The organism is Streptomyces sp. NPDC048417 (assembly GCF_040651615.1).
Lineage (GTDB): Bacteria > Actinomycetota > Actinomycetes > Streptomycetales > Streptomycetaceae > Streptomyces.
The window spans coordinates 65,018-86,693 of the sequence record NZ_JBEZKI010000029.1 but is presented as its reverse complement, the minus strand read 5'-3'; the positions used below and the strand labels follow the sequence as shown (position 1 = coordinate 86,693).

At 69.1% G+C, this 21,676-nt stretch carries 21 protein-coding genes, 1 tRNA gene and 1 pseudogene; 10 read left to right on the top strand and 13 right to left on the bottom strand.

Annotation, left to right across the window (positions count from 1 at the left end; genetic code table 11):
- Positions 1-94: 94 nt before the first annotated feature.
- Entirely contained in the window at positions 95-772 is a 678-nt protein-coding gene (locus AB0D59_RS37625; RefSeq protein ID WP_362575267.1) for a GntR family transcriptional regulator, read from the top strand.
- A 257-nt stretch (positions 773-1,029) separates the two neighbouring features.
- Here AB0D59_RS37625 and AB0D59_RS37620 read toward each other — a convergent pair whose 3' ends face one another.
- Complete coding sequence (locus AB0D59_RS37620) at positions 1,030-2,019, bottom strand: YafY family protein (protein ID WP_362575265.1); 990 nt, start codon at positions 2,017-2,019, stop codon at positions 1,030-1,032.
- Between the two features lie 102 nt (positions 2,020-2,121).
- On the opposite strand from AB0D59_RS37620, the gene AB0D59_RS37615 reads away from it, so the two are divergent.
- Positions 2,122-2,520 carry a VOC family protein gene (locus AB0D59_RS37615; protein WP_362575263.1) on the top strand — a complete coding sequence of 133 codons (399 nt, stop codon included), beginning with the start codon at positions 2,122-2,124 and terminating at the stop codon, positions 2,518-2,520.
- An 87-nt stretch (positions 2,521-2,607) separates the two neighbouring features.
- On the opposite strand, the gene AB0D59_RS37610 is transcribed toward AB0D59_RS37615, so the two are convergent.
- From AB0D59_RS37610 to AB0D59_RS37595, 4 genes are all read right to left on the bottom strand, one after another.
- A complete protein-coding gene (locus tag AB0D59_RS37610; protein ID WP_362575261.1) occupies positions 2,608-3,396 on the bottom strand; it encodes an SAM-dependent methyltransferase in 789 nt (262 codons plus the stop codon).
- A gap of 138 nt (positions 3,397-3,534) precedes the next feature.
- Positions 3,535-3,720, bottom strand: coding sequence for a hypothetical protein (locus tag AB0D59_RS37605; protein ID WP_362575259.1), 186 nt, complete (start codon positions 3,718-3,720; stop codon positions 3,535-3,537).
- Positions 3,717-3,938, bottom strand: coding sequence for a hypothetical protein (locus AB0D59_RS37600; RefSeq protein WP_362575375.1), 222 nt, complete (start codon positions 3,936-3,938; stop codon positions 3,717-3,719). The genes AB0D59_RS37605 and AB0D59_RS37600 overlap by 4 nt, the downstream gene beginning before the upstream one ends.
- Positions 3,939-3,970: 32 nt before the next feature.
- The gene (locus AB0D59_RS37595; protein ID WP_362575257.1) at positions 3,971-4,177 is read right to left on the bottom strand and encodes a hypothetical protein; all 207 of its coding nucleotides are present in this window, start codon (positions 4,175-4,177) and stop codon (positions 3,971-3,973) included.
- Positions 4,178-4,349: 172 nt separating this feature from the next.
- Between AB0D59_RS37595 and AB0D59_RS37590 the strand changes: the two genes are divergently transcribed.
- Both AB0D59_RS37590 and AB0D59_RS37585 read left to right on the top strand, forming a co-directional pair.
- On the top strand, positions 4,350-5,102 hold the full coding sequence (locus tag AB0D59_RS37590) for a DUF6879 family protein (RefSeq protein WP_362575255.1): 753 nt from the start codon (positions 4,350-4,352) through the stop codon (positions 5,100-5,102).
- A 15-nt stretch (positions 5,103-5,117) separates the two neighbouring features.
- Positions 5,118-5,975, top strand: coding sequence for a helix-turn-helix transcriptional regulator (locus AB0D59_RS37585; protein ID WP_362575253.1), 858 nt, complete (start codon positions 5,118-5,120; stop codon positions 5,973-5,975).
- Positions 5,976-6,120: 145 nt separating this feature from the next.
- On the opposite strand, the gene AB0D59_RS37580 is transcribed toward AB0D59_RS37585, so the two are convergent.
- The 5 genes from AB0D59_RS37580 to AB0D59_RS37560 all read right to left on the bottom strand — a co-directional run bounded on the left by AB0D59_RS37580 (position 6,121) and on the right by AB0D59_RS37560 (position 14,113).
- On the bottom strand, positions 6,121-7,524 hold the full coding sequence (locus tag AB0D59_RS37580; protein ID WP_362575251.1) for an OFA family MFS transporter: 1,404 nt from the start codon (positions 7,522-7,524) through the stop codon (positions 6,121-6,123).
- A gap of 1 nt (position 7,525) precedes the next feature.
- Positions 7,526-8,914, bottom strand: coding sequence for an OFA family MFS transporter (locus tag AB0D59_RS37575; protein WP_362575249.1), 1,389 nt, complete (start codon positions 8,912-8,914; stop codon positions 7,526-7,528).
- A gap of 123 nt (positions 8,915-9,037) precedes the next feature.
- Positions 9,038-11,182, bottom strand: coding sequence for an acetate--CoA ligase family protein (locus AB0D59_RS37570; RefSeq protein WP_362575247.1), 2,145 nt, complete (start codon positions 11,180-11,182; stop codon positions 9,038-9,040).
- Positions 11,183-11,186: 4 nt separating this feature from the next.
- Positions 11,187-12,419, bottom strand: coding sequence for a formyl-CoA transferase (gene frc / locus AB0D59_RS37565; protein ID WP_362575245.1), 1,233 nt, complete (start codon positions 12,417-12,419; stop codon positions 11,187-11,189).
- A gap of 11 nt (positions 12,420-12,430) precedes the next feature.
- Positions 12,431-14,113, bottom strand: coding sequence for a thiamine pyrophosphate-binding protein (locus AB0D59_RS37560; RefSeq protein WP_362575243.1), 1,683 nt, complete (start codon positions 14,111-14,113; stop codon positions 12,431-12,433).
- A 187-nt stretch (positions 14,114-14,300) separates the two neighbouring features.
- Here AB0D59_RS37560 and sucC point away from each other — a divergent pair, with 187 nt between their 5' ends.
- The 3 genes from sucC to AB0D59_RS37545 are packed head-to-tail and all read left to right on the top strand — an operon-like array spanning position 14,301 to position 17,899.
- Positions 14,301-15,431, top strand: coding sequence for an ADP-forming succinate--CoA ligase subunit beta (sucC, locus tag AB0D59_RS37555; protein ID WP_362575241.1), 1,131 nt, complete (start codon positions 14,301-14,303; stop codon positions 15,429-15,431).
- A gap of 14 nt (positions 15,432-15,445) precedes the next feature.
- Positions 15,446-16,342: a succinate--CoA ligase subunit alpha gene (gene sucD, locus AB0D59_RS37550; RefSeq protein ID WP_362575239.1), complete on the top strand. Its 897-nt coding sequence runs from the start codon at positions 15,446-15,448 to the stop codon at positions 16,340-16,342.
- A 3-nt stretch (positions 16,343-16,345) separates the two neighbouring features.
- Positions 16,346-17,899 carry an aldehyde dehydrogenase family protein gene (locus tag AB0D59_RS37545; RefSeq protein ID WP_362575237.1) on the top strand — a complete coding sequence of 518 codons (1,554 nt, stop codon included), beginning with the start codon at positions 16,346-16,348 and terminating at the stop codon, positions 17,897-17,899.
- On the opposite strand, the gene AB0D59_RS37540 is transcribed toward AB0D59_RS37545, so the two are convergent.
- Entirely contained in the window at positions 17,889-18,149 is a 261-nt protein-coding gene (locus AB0D59_RS37540; protein ID WP_362575235.1) for a hypothetical protein, read from the bottom strand. The genes AB0D59_RS37545 and AB0D59_RS37540 overlap by 11 nt on opposite strands.
- Before the next feature lie 126 nt (positions 18,150-18,275).
- On the opposite strand from AB0D59_RS37540, the gene AB0D59_RS37535 reads away from it, so the two are divergent.
- Positions 18,276-18,360, top strand: a tRNA-Leu gene (locus AB0D59_RS37535).
- Here the strand turns inward: AB0D59_RS37535 and AB0D59_RS37530 are convergent.
- The gene (locus AB0D59_RS37530; protein WP_362575383.1) at positions 18,342-18,836 is read right to left on the bottom strand and encodes a hypothetical protein; all 495 of its coding nucleotides are present in this window, start codon (positions 18,834-18,836) and stop codon (positions 18,342-18,344) included. The two genes, AB0D59_RS37535 and AB0D59_RS37530, sit on opposite strands and share 19 nt — an antisense overlap.
- Before the next feature lie 71 nt (positions 18,837-18,907).
- Positions 18,908-19,411, bottom strand: a pseudogene (locus AB0D59_RS37525) (recombinase family protein); the annotation flags it as partial.
- A gap of 163 nt (positions 19,412-19,574) precedes the next feature.
- Here AB0D59_RS37525 and AB0D59_RS37520 point away from each other — a divergent pair.
- The gene (locus AB0D59_RS37520) at positions 19,575-19,778 is read left to right on the top strand and encodes a hypothetical protein (protein ID WP_362575233.1); all 204 of its coding nucleotides are present in this window, start codon (positions 19,575-19,577) and stop codon (positions 19,776-19,778) included.
- A gap of 1,588 nt (positions 19,779-21,366) precedes the next feature.
- On the top strand, positions 21,367-21,672 hold the full coding sequence (locus tag AB0D59_RS37515) for a hypothetical protein (protein ID WP_362575231.1): 306 nt from the start codon (positions 21,367-21,369) through the stop codon (positions 21,670-21,672).
- The last annotated feature ends 4 nt before the right edge of the window (positions 21,673-21,676 follow it).

Sequence of the window (21,676 nt, the reverse complement as noted above, 5' to 3'; positions counted from 1 at the left end):
CTTCCCCTGGCAGTTGTGCGCCGTAGACTGTAGACGAAAGACAATCGATACTGAGTGTCCGCTCGTAACCGGGTGTCTGCCGAAGGGGGACCCGATGTTGTCAGCCGGACTGCCGCAGGGCGCGGTGCCCAAGCTCGAACGCCCCGGCCCGCTCCGCGACCGCGTCTACGAGGCGTTGCTCGAACTCATCACCACCCGCGCCCTCCAGCCCGGCCAGCACCTCGTGGAGAGCGAACTCGCCGGTCACCTCGGTGTCTCCCGGCAGCCGGTGCGCGAGGCGCTGCAGCGGCTGAACACCGAGGGCTGGGTCGACCTCCGGCCCGCCCAGGGCGCGTTCGTCCACGAACCCACCGAAGACGAGGCCGACCAACTCCTCACGGTCCGCACCCTGTTGGAGGCCGAGGCGGCGCGGCTGGCGGCGGCCGAGGCGGGCAGCGCGGGAGTGGCCGCCCTCGAATCCCTCTGCGCCGAGGGTGAGAAGGCGGTCGCCGCGGACGACGTGGACGGGGCCGTCGCACTGAACGCCGCGTTCCACGCCAAGATCATGGACCTGGCCGGCAACACGGTCCTCGCCGAACTCGCCGCCCAGGTCGACCGCCGGGTCCGCTGGTACTACACGCCGGTGGCCCGGCAGCGCGGCCACCAGTCCTGGATCGAACACCGTGAGCTGATCGCGGCGATCACGGCCCGCGACGAACAGCTGGCGACCCGCCTGATGCGCGAACACACCGAGCACACCCGGCGCTCGTACCACGAGCGGGCGAAGTCCTGACCGAGCCGCCGGCGCGAACGCCCCGCCGTCGTACGGGCGCTGCACGCCCCCGACGAACACCGCCGGCAAGTCCGAACCCAAGGACCGGAGGAGTATGGTCCGCCGGCGGTGAACCGACCGATCGGCAGGAGGCGCCGTCGCGGTCCACGTACGCTCCGCGGGCTCCTGATGCGCTGACGACTGTGAGGCCCGGTGCCCGTGCAACCAGGACGCCGACGGCCTCGCCCTGTCGGTAGACCCGGCTGAAGTCAGCACTGTCAGGCCTGGCGGGCGTAGGACGCGAGGCGATCGGCGAGCGCGATGACGAGGCCGCGCAGTTCATCGGGGCGCTCGATGACGAACGGCCGGTCGAGTGCGGTGAGTACCGGAGGCAACCAGTCGAGCCGCTCCGCCCGTAGTTCGACGCGCAGCCAGCGCTCGGCCGCCCGGTCCTTGTCCGCCGTGGGCGCGTGCTCCTCCAGGCTCGCGACGCCGGCGGGAAGGTGGGCGCGGATCTGCTCGACGGTCCCGTGGATCCGCAAGGTCACCTCATGCCGGTACTCAGCCGTGGCGAACCCTGACAGCACGCGCTGTGCCGGATCGGCACCCGCGGGCGCCTCGAACGAGCCGGGCAGGGTCCTCGCGTCCGCGATGCGGTCGAGCCGGAAGGTTCGGTCCTCGCCGATCTCGGGGTCCGTGCCCGTGACGTACCACCGGCCCGAATGGGCGACGATCCCGTATGCGTGCAGTGTGCGTTGGCTGCGCCGGCCGTCGCGGTCGGTGTATCTGATCGAGACCGGCCGGCGGTGGCGTACCGCGTCGGCGACGGTGAGCAGGACGCCGGCGTCCGGGGTGGCGAACTCACCGGGCTGAGCCGTGAAGGTGAGGGATTCCAGGAGTGTGTCGAGCCGGCGGGCGACGTGCTTGGGCAGTACCCGCCGGATCTTGGCCGATACCGTCTCGCTCGCCGTGCGCTCCGCCGTCGTCAACCCTGCTCGGCGGCCGGCGATCAGGCCGAGCAGCACGGCCAGCGCCTCGTCGTCGCTGAGCATGAGCGGAGGCAGACGGTACCCGGGGGCGAGCCGGTACCCGCCGTAGCGGCCGCGCACCGACTCCACGGGCACGTCAAGGTCGATCAGATGATCCACGTACCGCCGCACGGTGCGCCCGTCGACGCCGAGCCGGTCGGCGAGTTCGGCCACCGTCCGGGTGCCGCCCGACTGCAGCAGTTCCAGGAGTGTCAGTACGCGGCCGGTGGGTCGAGGCATGTGCGGAGCCCAATGCGAATACAGGACGGATTCTGTCCACTATCTCTCCTAGCCTACGACGTGCAGCAACCCATCAGCTGCCCATCAGCCAAGGAGATCACCATGGACTTCGTCTCGATCCGCATCATCACCGGCGACGTCGCGCGCCTCGTCGCGTTCTACGAGCGAGCCACGGGGGTGCAGGCGAAGTGGGCCACGGAGGACTTCGCCGAACTCAGGACTCCCAACGCCACCCTCGCGATCGCCGGCACCCGCACCGTCCCGCTGTTCGCCCCGGGCTCCGCCCGCCCGGCGGCCAACCACAGCGTGATCACCGAGTTCCGCGTCGACGACGTGGACCGCGTCCACCAGAACCTGACCGGCTTCGTCACCGATGTCGTCACCGAGCCCACCACGATGCCCTGGGGCAACCGGTCGCTGCTGTTCCGTGACCCCGACGGCAACCTCGTCAACTTCTTCACCCCCGTCACCCCGGCGGCCATCGAGAAGTTCGCACGTTGACAGCAGGGGGCATCGGAACGCACCGCTGACTCCGAGGAGCAGCCCTCCGTCGTCGGCCGCCTCCTGCCCTCGGGTGCGGGGACGTCCTTACGGCACGCGGGCGACGCCGACGTAGAAGCCGCTCAGCTCCTGGGCGGGAGCCGGTGAGTCCTTGTACCACTTGGTCGCTGTGACCAGCCCTGGAGCCACCAGTTCCAGGCCCTCGAAGAACGGCTCGATCTCGGCCCGCGTACGCATGCGCAGGGGGATCTCGCCCTTGCGGTAGGTCGTGGTCACCGACTTGACGAGGTGCGGGTGCTCATCCGTGGTGCCGTGGGAGAACATGAGGTAACTGCCCGAGGGCAGCGCGTCGAGAAGCGTCCGCGTCAGTCCGTAGGGGTTCTCGTCGTCGGTGATGAAGTGCATCAGCGCGATCATCGACAGCGCGACGGGCCGGGTGAAGTCCAGGAACGTACGGGCGTGGTCGAGGATGGTTCCCGGCTTCCGTACGTCGGCCTCGATGTAGTCGGTGCTTCCCTCGGGACTGCTGATGAGCAGAGCCTCCGCGTGCCGCAGCACGATGGGGTCGTTGTCGGCGTAGGCGATCCGCGCCGACGGCACTATGCCCTGCACGACCTGATGCAGGTTCGGCCGGGTCGGGATGCCCGTACCGATATCGAGGAACTGGTCGATGCCGTTGCCGGCCAGCCAGGCCGCCGCGCGGTGCATGAACGCCCTGTTGCGCATGGCGTTGAGACGCGCTTCCGGTGGCAGCTTCGCCGCCACCTCCTCATCAACCGGATAGTTGTCCTTGCCGCCCAGCAGCCAGTCGTAGACGCGTGCCGGGTGGGGCCGGCTCGTGTCGATGCGACTTTCGCGGGTGGGGTCTGCCGTCATGCATGGCTCCAGCGTGTACTCGATCGCTGACCGACTCACCGAGGTCGCTTCGTGCGCCGTGGATGAGGCAGTAGAGGGCAGGGCGATTGTGCCATTGGCCCGACCCTCACGCGGAGTTCGGGGCGTAGGCGAGGGGTGTCACCCGGCGGGCGTACAGCGGTGGTGGGGGCAGGTGCAGCGGCGGATGAGCAGGATCCCTCGGCCGTGGGGGAGCGGGATGTCCTGGGTCTGGCTGCACTTCTCGTGCCAGGCCGAGTACCCCCGTCGCTGGGCCAGCGCGCATTCCGGGGACATGGTCGAGGTGTCCTGGGCGCGCGCGGTCACGAGAAGATGCCGCCGCTGCTGAAGGAGTTCAGGGCGCGGGTGCGCTCGGTCACGGCTCTCAGCCGCTCCTCGTCCGTGGCGCGCCGGACGTGAGCGGGGTCGGCGTCCCACTCGCGCCCGCCGGCGACGGGACGTAGCTGGACGTACGGCCCCTCGTGCCCTATGACGTAGCCGAGCTGGTCGCGGGCGGTGTCGATGGCCAAGGTGTCGATGGCCAAGGTGCCGAGGGGCCGCTGCTCCGCCTCGGCGGTCACTCGCGGGTCCCCTGCCGGAGCACACTGGCGAGGCGGACGGCGACGTCGACGCGCACCCGTCCCAGCTCGACCAGCTGCAACCCGGGCGACGCCGGATCGACCCTCAGCGAGGGGAGGACGATCCCGGCCTCGGTCAGGGCGGCTCTGAGTGCCTCGACTGCGGCCTGTGTGTCGGTGACGTTCTGCACTTTCTTCGTAGCCATGAACAGGACGCTAGGTACCGGGCGTTGGGGAGCGCTACGAGAGTTTCTCGAAGTTTCTTGATATCGGGGCGGAGTTACGCGATGTTATCCACGAAGGCCAGCCGAACCGCGTGAACGGGACGTTGGTAACCATGATGCTTGGTGGATCAGTCTTCGAGGGAAGGAACTGGTCATGGCGCGACGACTGCGCTTCAACGGCACTGGCAGCGGCGGTGGTTCCTGCCCCGCGATCCATGAGGACCTCGACACGGGCGAGATCATCGTGCACGGTCCCCGGCTCACCGATCCGGCTTCCATCGCCCAGCTCCAGCACCTGGACGAGGACGAGATTCCGATCGTGGTCCCGCGTAACACCCTGATCGACTTCGGGCCGAAGGAGCGCGACAGCGAGCCGCGCATCCTCGACCCGGCCACCTTTGCCCGGCTCTTCGAGAACTTCCAGCACAGCGCCTGGCACCTGGAGATGCGCAGGGGCTACGCCGTCGACCAGGAAGAGGACACCTACGCTCAGTTCGTCCGGGGCGAAGAGCCGAAGTGGGACATGGACGCACCATGGGCGCACACCATCCTCCCCAAGACACAGGGCGGGGCGTACGTGGGGCGGGTCCGGATCGTCGACAACCCGCCGACGGACGGACAGCAGTACCTCCTGGCGCATGCCGAGTACAACGCGGCCCTCGGCGAAGAGGTCCGGAACATGTGGCGCGAGGACGCCAAGCGGGTCAACCTGCCCGACGAGGACTTCTGGATCTTCGACTCGCACATCGTCGCCCTGTGCCTCTTCGATGACGCTGACGTCCTCACGGGCGCTGAACTCATCACCGAGCCAGCACGCGTGAACCAGTACAACCGTCTGCGCGACGTGGCCCAGCACTACGCCACCCCGTCCAGGGAGTTCGCGGCGCGCTTGAAGGTCAAGGGGTAAGGCAGGTGAGTACCGGTGAGCACGGACTACCAGCAGGCTCGTGAGGCACTCGGGACGCGGCTCCGGGAGCTGCGGTACACGTGCCCGGACGGTCGGCTCACCGGTACTCAGCTCGCCGAGCGGCTCGGCGTGGGCTGGACCAAGGTAAAGATCAGCAAGCTGGAGAACGGTAGGCAGACGGCCACCGCCGAGGACCTGCGGGCCTGGGCCGACGGGACCGGCCAGCCCGAGTCCTACGACGACCTTCTGGCCAGGCTCCGGGGCTTCGAGTCGCACATCCGCTCCTGGCGGCGGCAGCTTGCCGCCGGACACCGGGCCGTCCAGGACGCGGCGACCGTGGAGCACGAGCGCTCCCATGTCCTGACCATCTGGGAGAACGTCCTCATCCCCGGCATGCTCCAGACGCCGGACTACGCCCGGCACACCTTCAACCGGCACGCCGACCTGATGCGCTCCCCGCGAGACACCGAGGACGCCGTACGCGCCCGGATCCAGCGCCAGGAAGGGCTTTACCGGCCCGGTCGCAAGTACCGGATCATGGTCTGGGAGGGGGCGCTGCACTCCCTGATCTGCCCGCCGTCCGTCCTCGCGACGCAGCTGCACCACCTGGCCAGCGTCATCGGGCTCGACACTGTCGAACTCGGCATCATCCCCTTCACTGCCTCCCTGAAGATCTGGCCGGGCAACAGCTTCTGGGTCTACGACGAACGTCTGGCGATCGTTGAGGACTGGCACGCCGAACTCTGGATCGATGACGCCGACAGCGTGGCCACCTACCTCCGCGTCTGGAACACCCTCCGTGAGTCCGCTGTCCACGGCGCTGACGCCCACAACGTCATCAACGCCGCCCGCAGCGCTCTCGATCCGCGCTGATGCCGCCGTTCGGCAGAAACCAGGAAGGGCACCCCTCATATCCGCGGAGTGCCCGTTCTGCAGCCAGAAGGCCAAGGTCGAGTCCCGGACGTCGGTCCGGGACTCAACAAGCCCACGTCGAAGGGGTACGAAGAGCGCGCAGCCGTCAGGTCGCCGTCTGTGGCTGTGCCGCGCTCACCTTCGTCCTCGTGCCCGGGCCGCGGCCCGGCTGCCGGAGCAGCAGCGCCACCGCCGCCGCCAGCATCGAGATGCCGCCGGCCAGGGCGTACGCGCCGTTGTAGCCCCAGGCGCCGACCACCATGGAGCCGAGGCCGCCGCCGAACAGGCCGCTGACGAGCTTGCCGCTGTAGACCAGGCCGTAGTTGGTGGCGTTGTAGTTCTCGCCGAAGTAGTCCGGGGTGAGGGCGGCGAAGAGCGGGTAGAAGGCGCCGCCGCCGAAGCCGGAGAGGAAGGCGAAGAACAGGAACAGCCACTCGCTCTTGACGTCACCGGCCCAGATCACGCCGAACTGGGCGAGGCCCAGCACGACGATGACGAAGACCAGCGTCGGCTTGCGGCCCAGGCGGTCGGAGAGCCAGCCCACCACGCCCCGGCCGATGCCGTTGATGACCGCCATCACGCCCATCGAGGAGGCCGCGACCAGCGGGCCGAAGCCGACGTCCTTGGCGAAGTCCACCTGGAAGGAGATACCGAAGATCGAGACGCCCGCCGTCATCACGATGGAGATCCACATCAGCGGGAGCATGCCGGTGCGGATCGCCTCCTTCGGGGTGAACTGCCGTACCGCGGGCGGGTTCTTGGCGAGAGCCGTGGCGCTCTTGGCGTCGCCCGACTGGGAGAGCGGGTCGATGTCGGCCGGCCACCAGTTCTTCGGCGGGTCCTTGAAGAAGAACGCGGTGACCAGCACCACGACCATCACGTAGGCACCGATGAGGTCCAGGACGCGGTGGTAGTTGGCCGTGTCGAAGGCGTAGTTGAAGATGAAGATGAAGGGGAGCGAGCCGTAGGCGAAGCCGCCGTTGACGAATCCCGTGCGGGCGCCCCGGCGTTCGGGGAACCACTTGCCGACCATGTTGATGCAGGTCGCGTAGACCAGGCCGGAGCCGAGGCCGCCGATCACACCGAAGCCGATGATCGCCAGCCAGATCTCGCTGATGTGCGACAGCGCCAGGAACCCGATCAGGCACATCACGGACCCGGTGTACATGGCCCGGCGTGCGGTCAGGACGCCCTTCTCCCGCAGCCAGCCCGCCGGGAAGGCGATGCCGGCCTGGAAGAACACCCAGATGCTCAGGATCCAGAAGGTGTTGGACTGCGTCCAGCCGTGCGCATGGGACAGGGTGTCCTCCGCCGAGCCGTACGCGTACTCGAAGACGCTGATGGCCATCATGGCCACCCACGGGAGATACACCATGAAGTTGCGGGAGTGGCCGAGGATGTCCCGGTCGGTCTCCCCGATCCGGTACACCCGGCCGCGGGCGTCCGTCACCTCACGGTACGGACGCTGCTGAGCACCGGTGCTGTTCGTGGCTACAGGGTCTGCCGTCATGTCACGCCATCTCCTCGCCGAGCGGATGCGGGTTGGGGACGATGCGCCGGGCGCTGGGCCTGCCCGGTGCCTTGAGGAAGAGCGCCAGCACCGCGGAGGCCAGGCCGACGGAGCCCGCGAGGACGAACGCGCCGTGGTAGTCCCACTCGCCGACGACGACCGCGCCCAGCCCGGAGCCCACCAGGCCGGAGATCAGCTTGGAGCTGTAGACCATCCCGTAGTTGGTGGCGTTGTTGTTCTCACCGAAGTAGTCCGCCGTCATGGCCGCGAACAGCGGGAAGATCGCCCCGCCGCCGAACCCGGAGACCATGGAGCAGAACAGGAAGAACGGCATGCTGCCCATCTGGCCGGAGACCAGCACACCGAACTGCGCGCTGCCGAGCACGATGCAGACGATGATGAGCGTGTTGCGGCGGCCGTAGCGGTCGGAGATCCAGCCGATGACCCCGCGTCCGGTGCCGTTGACGATCGCCTTCAACGACATCGCGGTGGCCACGATCCCGCCCGCGAAACCCATGTCCTTGCCGAACGGCACCTGGAAGGCGATGCCGAAGATGTTGATCCCGGCTGTGCAGAGCAGGCAGAACCACATCATCCACAGAACGGGCGTACGGGCCGCCTCCTTCGGGGTGTACTGCTTGACCGCCGGCGGGTTCTTCTCCAAAGCCCGCCTTATCCGCGGATCCTGAGTGGCCTTCAGCGGGTCCACGTGCGGTGGCCACCAGTTCTTCGGCGGGTCCTTGAAGAACCAGCCCGCCGACGCCACCACCAGACACAGCCCGACGCCGACCGAGGTGAGCAGGACCTTGTAGTTGCTCAGGTCGAGGACGGAGGTGAACAGGAACACGAACGGCACGGACCCGTAGGCGAAACCGCCGTTCACGAAGCCCGTCTTGCCGCCCTTGCGCTCCGGATACCACTTGCCGACCATGTTCACGCAGGTCGCGTAGACGAGACCGGCGCCGATACCGCTGCACATGCCGAAGCCGAGATAGGCGACGACCACGTTCGGCGCGAACGCCAGCGCCACATAGCCGAGCAGGGTGCCGACCGCGCCGATCAGCATGGCCGTACGCGCGGGAAGCCGTCCGCTCTCCCGCAGTTGCCCGGCCGGGAAGGCCACGGCCGCCTGGAAGAACACCCAGACGCCCATCAGCCAGAAGATGTGCCCGCTGCTCCACAGATGTGCCTCGTGGAGCGTGTCCTCCGCCGACGTGAACGCGTACTCGGCGGAACTGATGCCCATCATGCCCACCCAGGGCAGGATGACCATCCACTTGCGTGTCCGGCCCATCAGATCGACGTCACTCTCGCCGATCCGGTATGTGCGGCCGTTGCGGTCCGTCACCTCCCTGAAGGGGACGGACGTCGTTAGATCGATGGATGACATGTTCGTTCAGCACCCCTTGCGTCGAAAGCTCTGGCCAGCGCCCCCTGTCCAATGCCTTTCGTGCGCGCACGGGTCCCGGGGCCGGCCGCAGCGCACCGCCGGCCGGCCCCCTCCTCGGCTAGGTCATGTGCCGCCCCCCAGCAGTCCGGCCGCCCGCGCCCAGCGGTACTTGGCGCCGAGCACGGCCACCGGCCGTTCGGTCGTGTACGGGTACGCCACGACCCCCCGCTCGTACAGGTACTGGCAGGCCTCCTCGACCTCGACGTCCCCCGCGAGCGAGGCGACGACCGGCTTCTCGATGCCCCGCTCCCGGAACTCCGCGACCACCCGCGCGGTCAGCTCCGCGAACACCATCGGCGGGGTGACGATGGTGTGCCAGTAGCCGAGGACCAGGGCGTGGATGCGCGGATCCTCGAGACCGAGCCGGATCGTCGCCTCGTACGTCGACGGCGGCTCGCCGCCCGTGATGTCCACCGGGTTGCCCGCGGCTCCGAACGGCGGGATGAAGCGGCGGAACGCCTCGTCCAGGTCCGGCGGTATCTCCATCAGGGACAGGCCGTTGTCGGTGATGGCGTCGGACAGCAGCACACCGCTGCCGCCCGCGCCGGTGATGACCACGACGTTGTCGCCCTGCGGGGCCGGCAGCACCGGCAGGCCGCGCGCGTACTCCAGCATGTCGTTCAGGCCCGGCGCCCGGATCACGCCCGCCTGCCGCAGGATGTCGTCGTACACGGCGTCGTCACCCGCGAGGGCCCCCGTGTGCGAACCGGCCGCCTTGGCACCGGCCGCCGTCCGCCCCGCCTTGAGGACCACGACAGGCTTCCTCGGTACGGTGTTCCGCGCCGCGTCGACGAAGGCGCGGCCGTCCTTGAGGTCCTCCAGGTGCATCGCGATGCACTCGGTGTGCGGGTCCTCACCGAACCAGGTCAGCAGGTCGTCCTCGTCCAGGTCCGACTTGTTGCCGAGGCCGACGATCGCCGACACACCCGTCTTCGTGGTCCGCGCGAAGCCGAGGATCGCCATCCCGATGCCGCCCGACTGGGACGTCAGTGCGACGCCGCCCTTCACGTCGTACGGCGTGCAGAACGTGGCGCACAGGTCCTGCCAGGTGGAGTAGTAGCCGTAGATGTTCGGGCCGAGCAGCCGGACGCCGTACCGCTCGCCGATCGCGACGATCTCCTCCTGGAGCTCGTGTTCGCCGGTCTCCGCGAAACCGGAGGGGATCAGGACGGCGTTGGGGATCTTCTTCCGGCCCACCTCCTCCAGCGCCGCTGCCACGAACCTGGCGGGAATGGCGAAGACTGCCACGTCCACCTCTCCGGGAACGTCCGTGACACTCTTGTACGCCTTGCGGCCCAGAATGTCATCGGCCTTGGGGTTCACCGGATGGATCTCCCCGGCGAAGCCGCCGTCGACGAGGTTGCGCATCACCGAGTTGCCGATCTTGCCCGGCTCGTTGGAGGCACCGATCACGGCGACCGAGCGGGGCTGCATCAGCCGGCGCATGGAGGTGAGGATCTCCTCGCGCGCGTACTTCCGGCGCGGCGGCGGCTGTTTCTCGGCGAGGATGATCCGGATGTCGGCGGCGACCGCGCCCTGTGGGGTGGCGATCACCGGGTTGAGGTCCACTTCGGCGATCTCCGGGAAGTCCGCGACCAGTTGGGAGACCCGCCGGATCTGCTCGGCGACCGCCCACCGGTCCACGCCGGCCTGCCCGCGCACCCCCCGCAGCACCTCGGCGGCCTGGATGGAGTCGAGCATGGACAGCGCCTCGTCGGCGGAGACGGGCGCGAGCCGGAAGGTCACGTCCTTCAGCACCTCGACCAGCACCCCGCCGAGCCCGAAGGCGACGACCTTCCCGAAGGTCGGGTCGGTCACCGCGCCGACGATGACCTCCTGTCCCTGCGGGAGCAGCTCCTGCACCTGCACGCCCTCGATCCGGGCGCCGGCGTCGTAGGCCTTCGCGTTCTCGACGATCCGGTGGAAGGCCGCACGCACGTCCGCCGCGCCCTCGACCCCCACGATCACCCCGCCCGCGTCGGTCTTGTGCAGGATGTCCGGCGAGACGATCTTCATCACCACCGGCCCGGCGAAGCGCGCCGCGTACGCCACCGCCTCGTCGACGTCCCTCGCCAGTTCCTCGCCCGGTACGGCGATCCCGTACGCGTCGGCGATCACCTTGCCCTCGGGCGCGGTGAGTGCGTCACGGCCCTGCGCGCGCACGGAGTCGAGGAGTTGACGGACCCGCAGCTCCCGGTCCTCTGCCATCACGTCAGATCACTCCGTTCGACTTGAGCAGGCGCAACTCTTCGTCGCCCAGACCGAGTTCGCCGATGTAGACCTCTGCGTTGTGCTCGCCGAGCAGCGGTGAACTGGTCACGTCCACGGGGGAGTCGGAGAGCTTGAGCGGGCTGCCGACGGTGACGAACTCGCCGCGCTCGGGGTGCGGGACGGTGACCACCATCTCGTTGGCGACCAGCGACTCGTCCTCGATGATCTCCTTGGTGGACAGGATCGGCCCGCACGGGATGTTGTGGGCGTTGAGCTGCTCCAGCACCTCCCACTTCGGGAGCGTCGAGGACCACTCCTCGATCAGCTGGAACATCTTGCCGAGCTTGGGCAGCCGGGCCTCCGGGCTCGCCCACTCCGGGTCCTCCGCCAGCTCCGGCCGGCCGATCAGCCGGGTGATCGGCTGCCAGCCGACGGGCTGCACGATGACGTACACGTAGTCGTTCGGGCCGCCCGGCGCGCACTGGACCGCCCAGCCGGGCTGGCCGCCGCCGGAGGCGTTGCCGGAGCGGGGCACCTGGTCGCCGAAGTCCTCGTTGGGGTACTCGGCGAGCGGCCCGTGCACCAGCCGCTGCTGGTCGCGCAGCTTCACCCGGCAGAGGTTGAGCACGGCGTGCTGCATGGCGACGTTGACCCGCTGGCCGCGTCCGGTCCGCTCCCGCTGGAAGAGCGCCGCCAGGATTCCGGCGACTGTGTGCACTCCGGTGCCCGAGTCACCGATCTGCGCGCCCGTGGCCAGCGGCGGCCCGTCCTCGAAGCCGGTGGTGGCCATCGAGCCGCCCATCGCCTGGGCGACGACCTCGTACGCCTTGAAGTCGGTGTACGGGCCCTCCCCGAACCCCTTGATGGACGCGTACACGATCCGGGGGTTGATCTCCTTGATGCGGTCCCAGGTGAACCCCATCCGGTCGACCGCGCCCGGCCCGAAGTTCTCCACCATCACGTCCGAGCGGCGTATCAGTTCGGTGAGGAGCTGCTTGCCGCGCTCGGTCTTGGTGTTGAGGGTGATGCTCCGCTTGTTGCAGTTGAGCATCGTGAAGTAGAGGGAGTCGACGTCCGGGAGGTCACGCAGCTGCTTGCGCGTGATGTCACCGGTCGGCGCCTCCAGCTTGACGACGTCCGCGCCGAGCCAGGCGAGCAGCTGGGTGGCGGACGGCCCCGACTGGACGTGCGTCATGTCGAGGACGCGGATGCCTTCGAGTGCCTTGGTGGTCATCGGCGTTCACCTCACTTGTACATGGTCTGGTTCATGGTTCCGGGGGCGTACGCGTCCGGGTCGACCCAGACGTTGATCAGCGACGGCTTGCCCGACTCCCGGGCCCGGCGCAGGGCGGGGCCGATGTCGGCGGGGTCGCGGACCTCCTCGCCGTAACCGCCCAGCATCTGGGCGAACTTGTCGTAGTGGACGTCGCCGAGGGTGTTGCCGACCCGCTCGCGCTCCTTGCCGTACTTGGCGGCCTGGCCGTAACGGATCTGGTTCATCGAGGAGTTGTTGCCGACGATCCCGACGAACGGGAGGTCGTAGCGGACCAGGGTCTCGAAGTCCCAGCCGGTGAGGGAGAACGCGCCGTCGCCGAAGAGGGCGACGACCTCCTTGTCGGGGCGGGCCTGCTTGGCGGCGAGCACGAAGGGGACGCCGACGCCGAGGGTGCCGAGCGGGCCCGGGTCCATCCAGTGGCCAGGGGACTTGGGCTGTACTACTTGCCCCGAGAAGGTGACGATGTCGCCGCCGTCGCCGATGTAGATCGAGTCCTCGGTGAGGAAGTCGTTGATCTCGCTGACCAGGCGGTACGGGTGGATGGGCGACGCGTCCGACCTGAGGCTGGGCAGTCGCTTCTCCAGAGCGGTCTGTTCGGCGGCCCGCAGCTCGTCGAGCCACTCCTTGCGCCGGGAAGCACCACCGTTGACGCGGCCGGAGGCGGCCTCGGTCACCGACTTCAGCACCAGGCCCGCGTCGCCCACGATCCCGAGGTCGATGTCGCGGTTCTTGCCGACCGTGCGGTAGTCGAGGTCGATCTGCACGACGGTCGCGGCGGGGGAGAGGCGCTTGCCGTAGCCCATGCGGAAGTCGAAGGGCGTGCCGACGATCACGATGACGTCGGCATTGGAGAACGCGTACCGGCGGGAGAGCTGGAAGTGGTGCGGGTCGCCGGGCGGCAGGGTGCCGCGTCCGGCGCCGTTCATGTACGCCGGGATGTTGAGGGTGCGCACGAGCTCGATGGCGGCCGCGGTGCCCCGGGTCGTCCAGACCTGGCTGCCCAGCAGGATGGCCGGCTTCTCCGCGTGCACGAGCAGGTCGGCGAGTTTCTCGATGGCCTCGGGGTCGCCGGCCGAGCGGGTGGAGGCCCGGTAGGCGCCGGACCTGGGGACGCGCGCCTTCTCCGCCGGGACCTTGGCGTCCAGGACGTCGCGCGGTATCTCCAGGAAGGAGGGGCCGGGGGCGCCGTGGTAGCACTCGCGGAACGCCATGGAGACCATGTCGGCGGCGCGGGCGGTGTCCGGGACGGTCGCCGCGAACTTGGTGATCGGCGCCATCATGTCGACGTGCGGAAGGTCCTGCAGGGACCCCATCTTGTGCTGGGTGAGCGCCCCCTGGCCGCCGATCAGCAGCATCGGGGACTCCGCGCGGAAGGCGTTGGCGACCCCGGTGACGGCGTCGGTCGTCCCCGGACCGGCGGTGACGACCGCGCAGCCGGGCTTGCCGGTGATGCGTGCGTAGCCGTCGGCGGCGTGGGCGGCCACCTGCTCGTGGCGGACGTCGACGACTTCTATGCCCTCGTCTACGCAGCCGTCGTAGATGTCGATGATGTGGCCGCCACAGAGGGTGTAGATGCGGTCGACCCCCTCGGCCTTGAGTGCCTTGGCAACGAGATGACCACCGGAAATCACGTCCTGGGTGTCGTCGGGCATGGCGAAGTCCTGTCCCTTCGTAGGGGGTGGAATGCCGTCTTCGTACATTGCATACAGTCGACGAATACTGTATGAAGCTTGTTATCCCGCATCCGGTGGGTGGTGTCCAGGGGGCGTGCGGCACTTTTCAGTCATCGGAGTTCGGCCTCTCGATGACTTCTGGATGACTTCGCAGACAGGAGCCGGAATGGACCTGTACGAACACCAGGCAAGGGAACTCTTCGAGGAACACGGCATCGTGGTGCCGAGGGCCGAGGTCACCGACTCGCCCAAGAAGGCCCGGGAGATCGCCCGCAGGCTCGGCGGCCGGGTCGTAGTGAAGGCGCAGGTCAAGACCGGTGGCCGGGGCAAGGCGGGCGGCGTCAAGCTCGCCGCCGACCCGGCCGCCGCGGAACTGACGGCCCGGCAGATCCTGGGCATGGACATCAAGGGGCACACGGTCGGCAAGGTGATGCTGGCCCAACCCGTGCAGATCGAGAGCGAGTTCTACGTCTCCTACGTCCTGGACCGCGCGGCGGGCACCTTCCTCGCGATCGCCTCCGCCGAGGGCGGCATGGAGATCGAGGAGGTGGCCGCGACCCGTCCCGAGGCAGTGGCCCGGGTGCCCGTCGATCCCGCGGTCGGCGTCACCTCCGCCAAGGCCCAGGAGATCGCCGGGGCCGCCGGACTGCCGCCGCAGACGGTGGACGTCCTGGTACGGCTCTGGGAGGTACTGGTCCGCGAGGACGCCCTGCTCGTCGAGGTGAACCCGCTCGTGCGGACCGAGGAGGGCCGGATCCTGGCACTCGACGGCAAGGTCACCCTTGACGACAACGCCCGCTTCCGGCAGGCCCGTTGGGGCGCCGACGAGGCCGAGCACCACGACCCGCTGGAGGCGACGGCCGCCGCGAAGGGCCTCAACTACGTCAAGCTGGACGGCGAGGTCGGCATCATCGGCAACGGCGCCGGCCTGGTGATGTCCACCCTGGACGTGGTGGCCGGCTGCGGCGCGAGCCCCGCCAACTTCCTGGACATCGGCGGCGGAGCCTCCGCCCAGATCATGGCCGACGGGCTCTCGGTGATCCTCTCCGACCCGGCCGTGAAGTCGGTCTTCGTCAACGTCTTCGGCGGGATCACGGCGTGCGACGCGGTCGCCGACGGGATCGTGCAGGCCCTGGAGACCGTCCGGCTGACCAAGCCGCTGGTGGTCCGCCTCGACGGCAACAACGCGGCGCGCGGCCGGGCGATCCTCGACGGACGTGCGCACCCCCTGGTCGAACAGGCCACCACGATGGACGGCGCCGCCCGCCGCGCCGCCCAACTCGCCACCACAGCCTGAGGAGACGGGACGACATGGCGATCTACCTCACCAAGGAGAGCAAGGTCCTCGTCCAGGGCATGACCGGCGGCGAGGGCATGAAGCACACCCGGCGGATGCTCGCCGCCGGGACGGACGTCGTCGGCGGGGTGAACCCGCGCAAGGCGGGTCAGAGCGTCGACTTCGACGAGCGGGCGGTCCCGGTCTTCGGCACGGTCGCCGAGGGCATGGCCGCGACCGGCGCCGATGTCACGGTCGTCTTCGTGCCGCCCGCGTTCGCCAAGGCGGCGGTCCTGGAGGCCGCCGACGCCGGCATCGGCCTCGCGGTCGTGATCACCGAGGGCATCCCGGTCCACGACTCCGTCGCCTTCACCTCGTACGCCCGTGGCAAGGGCACCCGGATCATCGGCCCCAACTGCCCCGGTCTGATCACCCCCGGCCAGTCCAACGCGGGCATCATCCCCGCCGACATCACCAAGCCGGGCCGGATCGGTCTCGTCTCCAAGTCGGGCACCCTGACCTACCAACTCATGTACGAGCTGCGGGACATCGGCTTCTCCACGTGCGTGGGCATCGGCGGTGACCCGGTCGTCGGCACGAACCACATCGACTGCCTGGCCGCCTTCCAGGAGGACCCCGACACCGAACTCGTCGTCCTCATAGGGGAGATCGGCGGCGACGCGGAGGAACGGGCCGCCGCCTACATCCGGGACCACGTCACCAAGCCGGTCGTCGGCTACATCGCCGGGTTCACCGCGCCCGAGGGCCGGACCATGGGCCACGCGGGCGCGATCGTCTCCGGTTCGGCCGGCACCGCGCGGGCCAAGCAGGAGGCGCTGGAGGCGGTCGGGGTGCGGGTGGGGAGCACACCGACCGAGACCGCCCGGCTGGTCCTCGACCTGCTGGACGCACGGCAGCCGGAAGGGAGCTGAGCCATGGCCCTCGGCGCTTCGATCCCCTTGGTCCAGAAGCCCGGCACCGGGTGGCGTGACGCCTGGGCGCGCTGTCTCGCTCTCGCCCCCGAGGCCTTCCGCGACGACCGTGTCCTCAACCTCTGGGCCGGCACCTGGCAGCCCGACGGCCGGCCGCTGCCCGCGACCAGCCCCGTCGACGGGGGCCCCATCGCCGGCCCCCCGCGGCTCGACCGCGGCACCGCCCACCGGGCCGTCCGCGGCTGCCTCGACCAGCACCGTGCCTGGCGGCACGTCCCGCTGGAAGAACGCCGGGCCAGGGTGGCCGCCACCCTGGACGCCCTGACCGAACACCGCGAACTGCTCGCCCTGCTCCTGGTCTGGGAGATCGGCAAGCCCTGGCGGCTGGCCCAGGCGGACGTGGACCGGGCGATCGACGGGGTGCGCTGGTACGTCGACGGCATCGAGCCGATGCTCGTGGGGCGCGCCCCGCTGGACGGGCCGGTGTCCAACATCGCCAGCTGGAACTACCCGATGAGCGTGCTCGTCCACGCGGTACTGGTCCAGGCCCTGGCGGGCAACGCGGTGGTGGCCAAGACCCCGACCGACGGCGGGGTCGCCTGTCTCACCCTGGCCTGCGCGCTCGCCGCCCGGGAGGGCCTGCCGGTCACGCTGCTGAGCGGCAGCGGGGGCGAGCTGTCCGAGGTGCTGGTGCGGGCGCCGGAGATCGGCTGCGTCTCCTTCGTCGGCGGCCGGGACACCGGGGCCGCGGTGGCCACCGCCGTCACCGACCTCGGCAAGCGGCACGTCCTCGAACAGGAGGGACTCAACACCTGGGGCATCTGGAACTTCACCGGCTGGGAGGCGTTCACCGCCGTCGTCCCCAAGCTCTTCGACTACGGCAAGCAGCGCTGCACCGCCTACCCGCGCTTCGTCGTCCAGCGCGAGTTGTTCGACGAGTTCCTGACCGCCTACCTCCCGGCGGTCCGCGCACTGCGTGTGGGCCACCCCCTCGCGGTCGCCGACCCGGCGGATCCGCTCCCTGAGCTGGACTTCGGGCCGGTGATCAACGCGGCCAAGGCCAAGGACCTGACCGACCAGGTCGCCGAGGCCGTCGACCGCGGCGCCGTCCCGCTGCACCGCGGCCGCCCGGCCGACGCGCGCTTCCTGCCCGGCCAGGACACCGCGTCGTACGTCCACCCGGTCACCCTCCTCAACCCGCCCCGGTCCTCCCCCCTCCACCACGCGGAACCCTTCGGCCCGGTCGACACGATCGTCCTGGTCGACACGGAGGCCGAACTGCTGGCCGCCATGAACGCGTCCAACGGCGCGCTGGTCGCCACCCTCTCCACCGACGACGAGGCCACCTTCGCGCGGCTGGCCCCGCAGATCCGCGCCTTCAAGGTCGGTCACGGCAAGCCGCGCTCCCGAGGCGACCGGGACGAACTCTTCGGGGGCTTCGGCGCGTCCTGGCGGGGCGCCTTCGTCGGCGGCGAACTGCTGGTGCGCGCGGTGACACAGGGGCCGGTGGGGGAGCGGCTGCCGGGGAACTTCCCGGAGTACCAGCTCATGCCGTGAGGACGGGCAACGGGGCCATGACCTCCTCGGCGAGCCGGCGGGCCACCCCCTGCGGGTAAGGGCGCGGCGGGCTCAGCACGACGTGGTTCCTCCCGGCCCGGACGAGGGCGGTGACCATGGCCCGGGTCGCCGCCTGGTCGTCGTACGACACCGGGACCTGGACCGAGCGGACGATCTCCGCCGGATCCCGGCCCGGTCCGGCGCGGTGCGCGTCCAGCACCCGGGCGCGCACCGGTAGTGATGCGGACACGCACGGTGAGGAGGTGTCCCACCTGCGGAGATGTCGGAGGAAACGCAGGTGAAGGCCACTCCGAAAGCTTGGTATTGTTGTCCATGTCGCCGCGGGGAACACCCCCGGTCAGGCGGCAGACACCTGGTCCGGGTGGCGGAATGGCAGACGCGCTAGCTTGAGGTGCTAGTGCCCTTTATCGGGCGTGGGGGTTCAAGTCCCCCCTCGGACACTCGCTGTAGCGATACGCGGACGAGGGCCTCGACCTAACGGTTGCGGCCCTACCTGCGTATTCGTACTGATCGTGATCCCGAGGACTTCGTAGAGCGGGTTCTTCTTCTCTGCGTCGACGGCCTGCACGCGTTGTGCGATGTCTCCGAGGTTCTCAGTGATCTCCCGGATCTGGTCGACGCTGAGGGGAGTTTCCTTCTTTCGAGTGGCGGCGGGTGGCGTGTCGGGCTTCTTGCGTGCTGCTTCCTTCTCCGCCTGCGCCTCGTTGATCCATTGAGTGACGACGGCGGGGTCGGAGCCGGCTTCCAGGGCGGCCTGGTAGCGGGCGAGACGCCGCTCGCACTCCTTGACGATTTTGCGGGCCTGTGCCTGCTGCGGGGTGAGCGTCTCGGCCGTTGTTCGCTGCCGCGCTGGCTTGGGCGAGGGCGGTGAGGGTGGCGGTGAGCCGGGCGGGGGGCGAAGGCTTTCGCGATCCACCGGTCCAGAGCCCGGCACACCACGTCCTCCCGGAGGTAGACGGTCCGGGGGTGATCCAGGCCGGGGTGTAGGGACTGCTCCTGTTCCTTGAACTCGCAGCGGTAGTAGACGGTGTTGCGGATCGTCGCGGGCTGCATCTTGCGCCCGCACGTCTCACATCGCACCCGCCCGCGCAGTGCGTACGTCCATTGCCCCTGCGGTTGTCGTCCGGGGCGTTCGAGGCGCTGCGGCGTGCGGGCACGCTGCTGGCGGATCTTTTTGACGGTGTCGAAGAGCTGGGTGGTGACGATCGCTTCGTGGGCGGCGTCGTTGGACCACACCCACTGTTCGGCCGGGTTGTGTGTCATGAGGGTGCGGTGGCCGAGGGTGACGTCGTCGACGTCGTAGAGGTGTTCCTCCTTGCGCTGCTTGTTCCAGATCTCGTAGCCGGTGTAGCGGGGGTTGATGAGGATTGCTCTGACGGCTCCGGCCTGCCATGCCGGCTTCTTCCGGTGGGGGTTGCGGGCCGCGTCATGGGCGGAGGGGCAGGGGATGCCTTCCCGGGTGAGCTGGGCGGCGATGGCCTTGTCGCTCATGCCGTCGACGTACATCTGGAAGATCCGGGCCACGGTGGGGGCTGCGGCGGGGTCGGGCTCCAGGCGGTGGATCCGCTGTCCCGTCGCGGCCTTGGCCGGGTTCGGGTGCGGCCCGCGTCGCCGATCAGGTACCCGTACGGGGGCGTCCGCCGAGGTAGCGGCCTTGGAGCTGGGCCTGGGAGCTTATGGCGGTCCGGACCCGGATTTTGATGCGGTTGCGTTCGCCCTTGCTCATGCCGCCGAAGACGGACATGACGAGGTCGTGGGCTTCGTTGTCGGGGTCGATCGGGCCGCCGATCTCCGGGACCCACAGGGGGATGTGGAAGTGGACGAATACGGGAAGGTGTTGCCGAACTGGTTGCCGTAGAAGGTGCGCTGGGGTTCGCCGATCACGACTGCGTCGAATCCGCGGTTGGGGTTGCGGAGGGCTTGGAGGATTTCGTTGGCGCGGGGGCGGCGCTGCCAGGGCAGGGAGCGGCTGTGTCCGACGTCGAAGTATTCGGTGACGATGTGGCCGCCAGTGGATTCGGTCAGGGCTCGGGCGCGGGTGAGCTGCCAGTTCCTTGAGGCCTCGGGGTCTTGGAGGTCCTCGGTGGAGCAGCGTCCGGCGAAGGCGAAGCGGATCACGTGCGGTGAGACTCCCAGTGCGGGCGCGCTGCGGGTGTTATGTGGCGTTCTGTCGTACCTCGAATGGGGGAGAAGGGCCAGCGGCCGCCCGCGTCTCTCGGTCAGCTGTTGCCGCTCCCGGGGCGCTGCTGGCTTGAATCGGCGATCAGGGTGCGAAGGAACTGCAGGAGGGTGGCAGCGACGGGCTCGGTCACGTCGGGCGCCTCCTCGGGGAGGGCCACCTGGGCCTGCCACGGGGTACCCGGGCTCGGGTGCTGCTCGGATGGGGGCTTGGGGGTACGTGCAGTTGGGCATCGGTGCCTGATTACTGGTTTGCGCTTGCATGTCCCCTATAGAGATGTCGCACGACAGATTTGCCGTCCTGCCGCGGCCAAGGAGTTGTTGGAGGCCAGTTCGGCGGCCGAGGGCTGCGTCAAGGGCGGGGTATCGATGGAAGATCGGGTAGAAGTACGTGATTCAGGACGGAACGTGTGGAGTTCCGCCTCAATGTATAGGCCACGCATCACCGTGGATCTGGCGAATTAGCAAAACGCCAGGTCAGGCGGGGTCGACCTAGATTCGAGTCGACCCCGTTCGCGTGCCCGTGGCTGGATTTTGGCTGGATGACCTGACGCTTCGTCACCTGTTGTCATCCGTCGTTCTCCACGCGCTGGCTGGATCGCGGCTGGACGTAGCTGAACGGTGAGTCAGTTCGGAGGGGTGGCGGGTATGCCCGCGTGGGCCGAGCGTTTCGGGTGATCGCGTCCTGGGGCCTGGATGCGGCGAATGGCCGTGTCGTTGCCCGCACCGGCCGGTTGGCTGGACGTCCTGCTGGTCCCGGCCCGAGTCTGGCCGCAGGTTCGAGTCCTGGGCAGTGGTGATCACGCCGCTCTGAACGACTTGCGCTGCGCAGGTTCGAACCCTCGGCGGGGGACACGGAACATGGGAACGGGGGGGGCGTCGGCCGGGGGCGGCCAGCTGGTGATCCAGGCGGTCGTCCAGTTTAAGCGGTAGATCTATCGCTTGGTCGCAGGTTCGAGTCCTGGGCGGGAGCCACAAAACATGGCTGGTCGTGCAAATGTCGCTGACCTGCGCATTTGCGCCGTGGCGCGGGTGGAGGGGCGGTTCCGGTTGGTGCCGGTTCCGCCGGGGACGGCATCGGCGGCGACCGAAGCCGCGAGCGTGGAGAGGGAGGGCACCGTGACGCAGTGAGGAACGACATCGAGGGCGCGGGGATGCGCTCCGGAACTTTGCCCGCTCTTGAATTCCCCCTTACTTCTCCGAGGGGTGGTCTGGCTAGGGTCGCCAGGTTGGCAGACGCGCAGAGTGAAGTTCGGGGGTGGGGTGGGGTGTCGGACCTGAAGAAGCAGGCCACGTCCATGCACAAGGCGGCGTCGGGGCTGCGGACGGTGGGGCACCACACGGCGAAGCCGTTGCAGGAGTTCAAGGCGCAGTCCGATGACCTGGGTGCGCTGGGGGCGCTGGGCTCACTGTTGAGCGCGACGGGCGAGATACGCGAGGGCATGCACACCCTCACCAGGCTGACGAAGCAGCTAGAGGAGGAGTGGGAGGCGGAGGCCAAGTTGGTCGGTGAGGTTTCGGACGCCTTCGACCTGTTGGATGTGCTGATCGCGGCTGCGGCGAAGAAGGGCTGAGCGG

What these genes read in the sequence shown, in the direction of transcription:
- AB0D59_RS37590 (WP_362575255.1), top strand. Translation starts at nt 4,350, where the DNA reads ATGGCGCGACGACTGCGCTTCAACGGCACTGGCAGCGGCGGTGGTTCC.
- sucD (WP_362575239.1), top strand. Translation starts at nt 15,446, where the DNA reads ATGGCGATCTACCTCACCAAGGAGAGCAAGGTCCTCGTCCAGGGCATG.
- frc (WP_362575245.1), bottom strand. Translation starts at nt 12,419, where the DNA reads ATGACCACCAAGGCACTCGAAGGCATCCGCGTCCTCGACATGACGCAC.
- sucC (WP_362575241.1), top strand. Translation starts at nt 14,301, where the DNA reads ATGGACCTGTACGAACACCAGGCAAGGGAACTCTTCGAGGAACACGGC.
- AB0D59_RS37560 (WP_362575243.1), bottom strand. Translation starts at nt 14,113, where the DNA reads ATGCCCGACGACACCCAGGACGTGATTTCCGGTGGTCATCTCGTTGCC.
- AB0D59_RS37545 (WP_362575237.1), top strand. Translation starts at nt 16,346, where the DNA reads ATGGCCCTCGGCGCTTCGATCCCCTTGGTCCAGAAGCCCGGCACCGGG.
- AB0D59_RS37615 (WP_362575263.1), top strand. Translation starts at nt 2,122, where the DNA reads ATGGACTTCGTCTCGATCCGCATCATCACCGGCGACGTCGCGCGCCTC.
- AB0D59_RS37610 (WP_362575261.1), bottom strand. Translation starts at nt 3,396, where the DNA reads ATGACGGCAGACCCCACCCGCGAAAGTCGCATCGACACGAGCCGGCCC.
- AB0D59_RS37580 (WP_362575251.1), bottom strand. Translation starts at nt 7,524, where the DNA reads ATGACGGCAGACCCTGTAGCCACGAACAGCACCGGTGCTCAGCAGCGT.
- AB0D59_RS37595 (WP_362575257.1), bottom strand. Translation starts at nt 4,177, where the DNA reads ATGGCTACGAAGAAAGTGCAGAACGTCACCGACACACAGGCCGCAGTC.
- AB0D59_RS37575 (WP_362575249.1), bottom strand. Translation starts at nt 8,914, where the DNA reads ATGTCATCCATCGATCTAACGACGTCCGTCCCCTTCAGGGAGGTGACG.
- AB0D59_RS37625 (WP_362575267.1), top strand. Translation starts at nt 95, where the DNA reads ATGTTGTCAGCCGGACTGCCGCAGGGCGCGGTGCCCAAGCTCGAACGC.
- AB0D59_RS37570 (WP_362575247.1), bottom strand. Translation starts at nt 11,182, where the DNA reads ATGGCAGAGGACCGGGAGCTGCGGGTCCGTCAACTCCTCGACTCCGTG.
- AB0D59_RS37620 (WP_362575265.1), bottom strand. Translation starts at nt 2,019, where the DNA reads ATGCCTCGACCCACCGGCCGCGTACTGACACTCCTGGAACTGCTGCAG.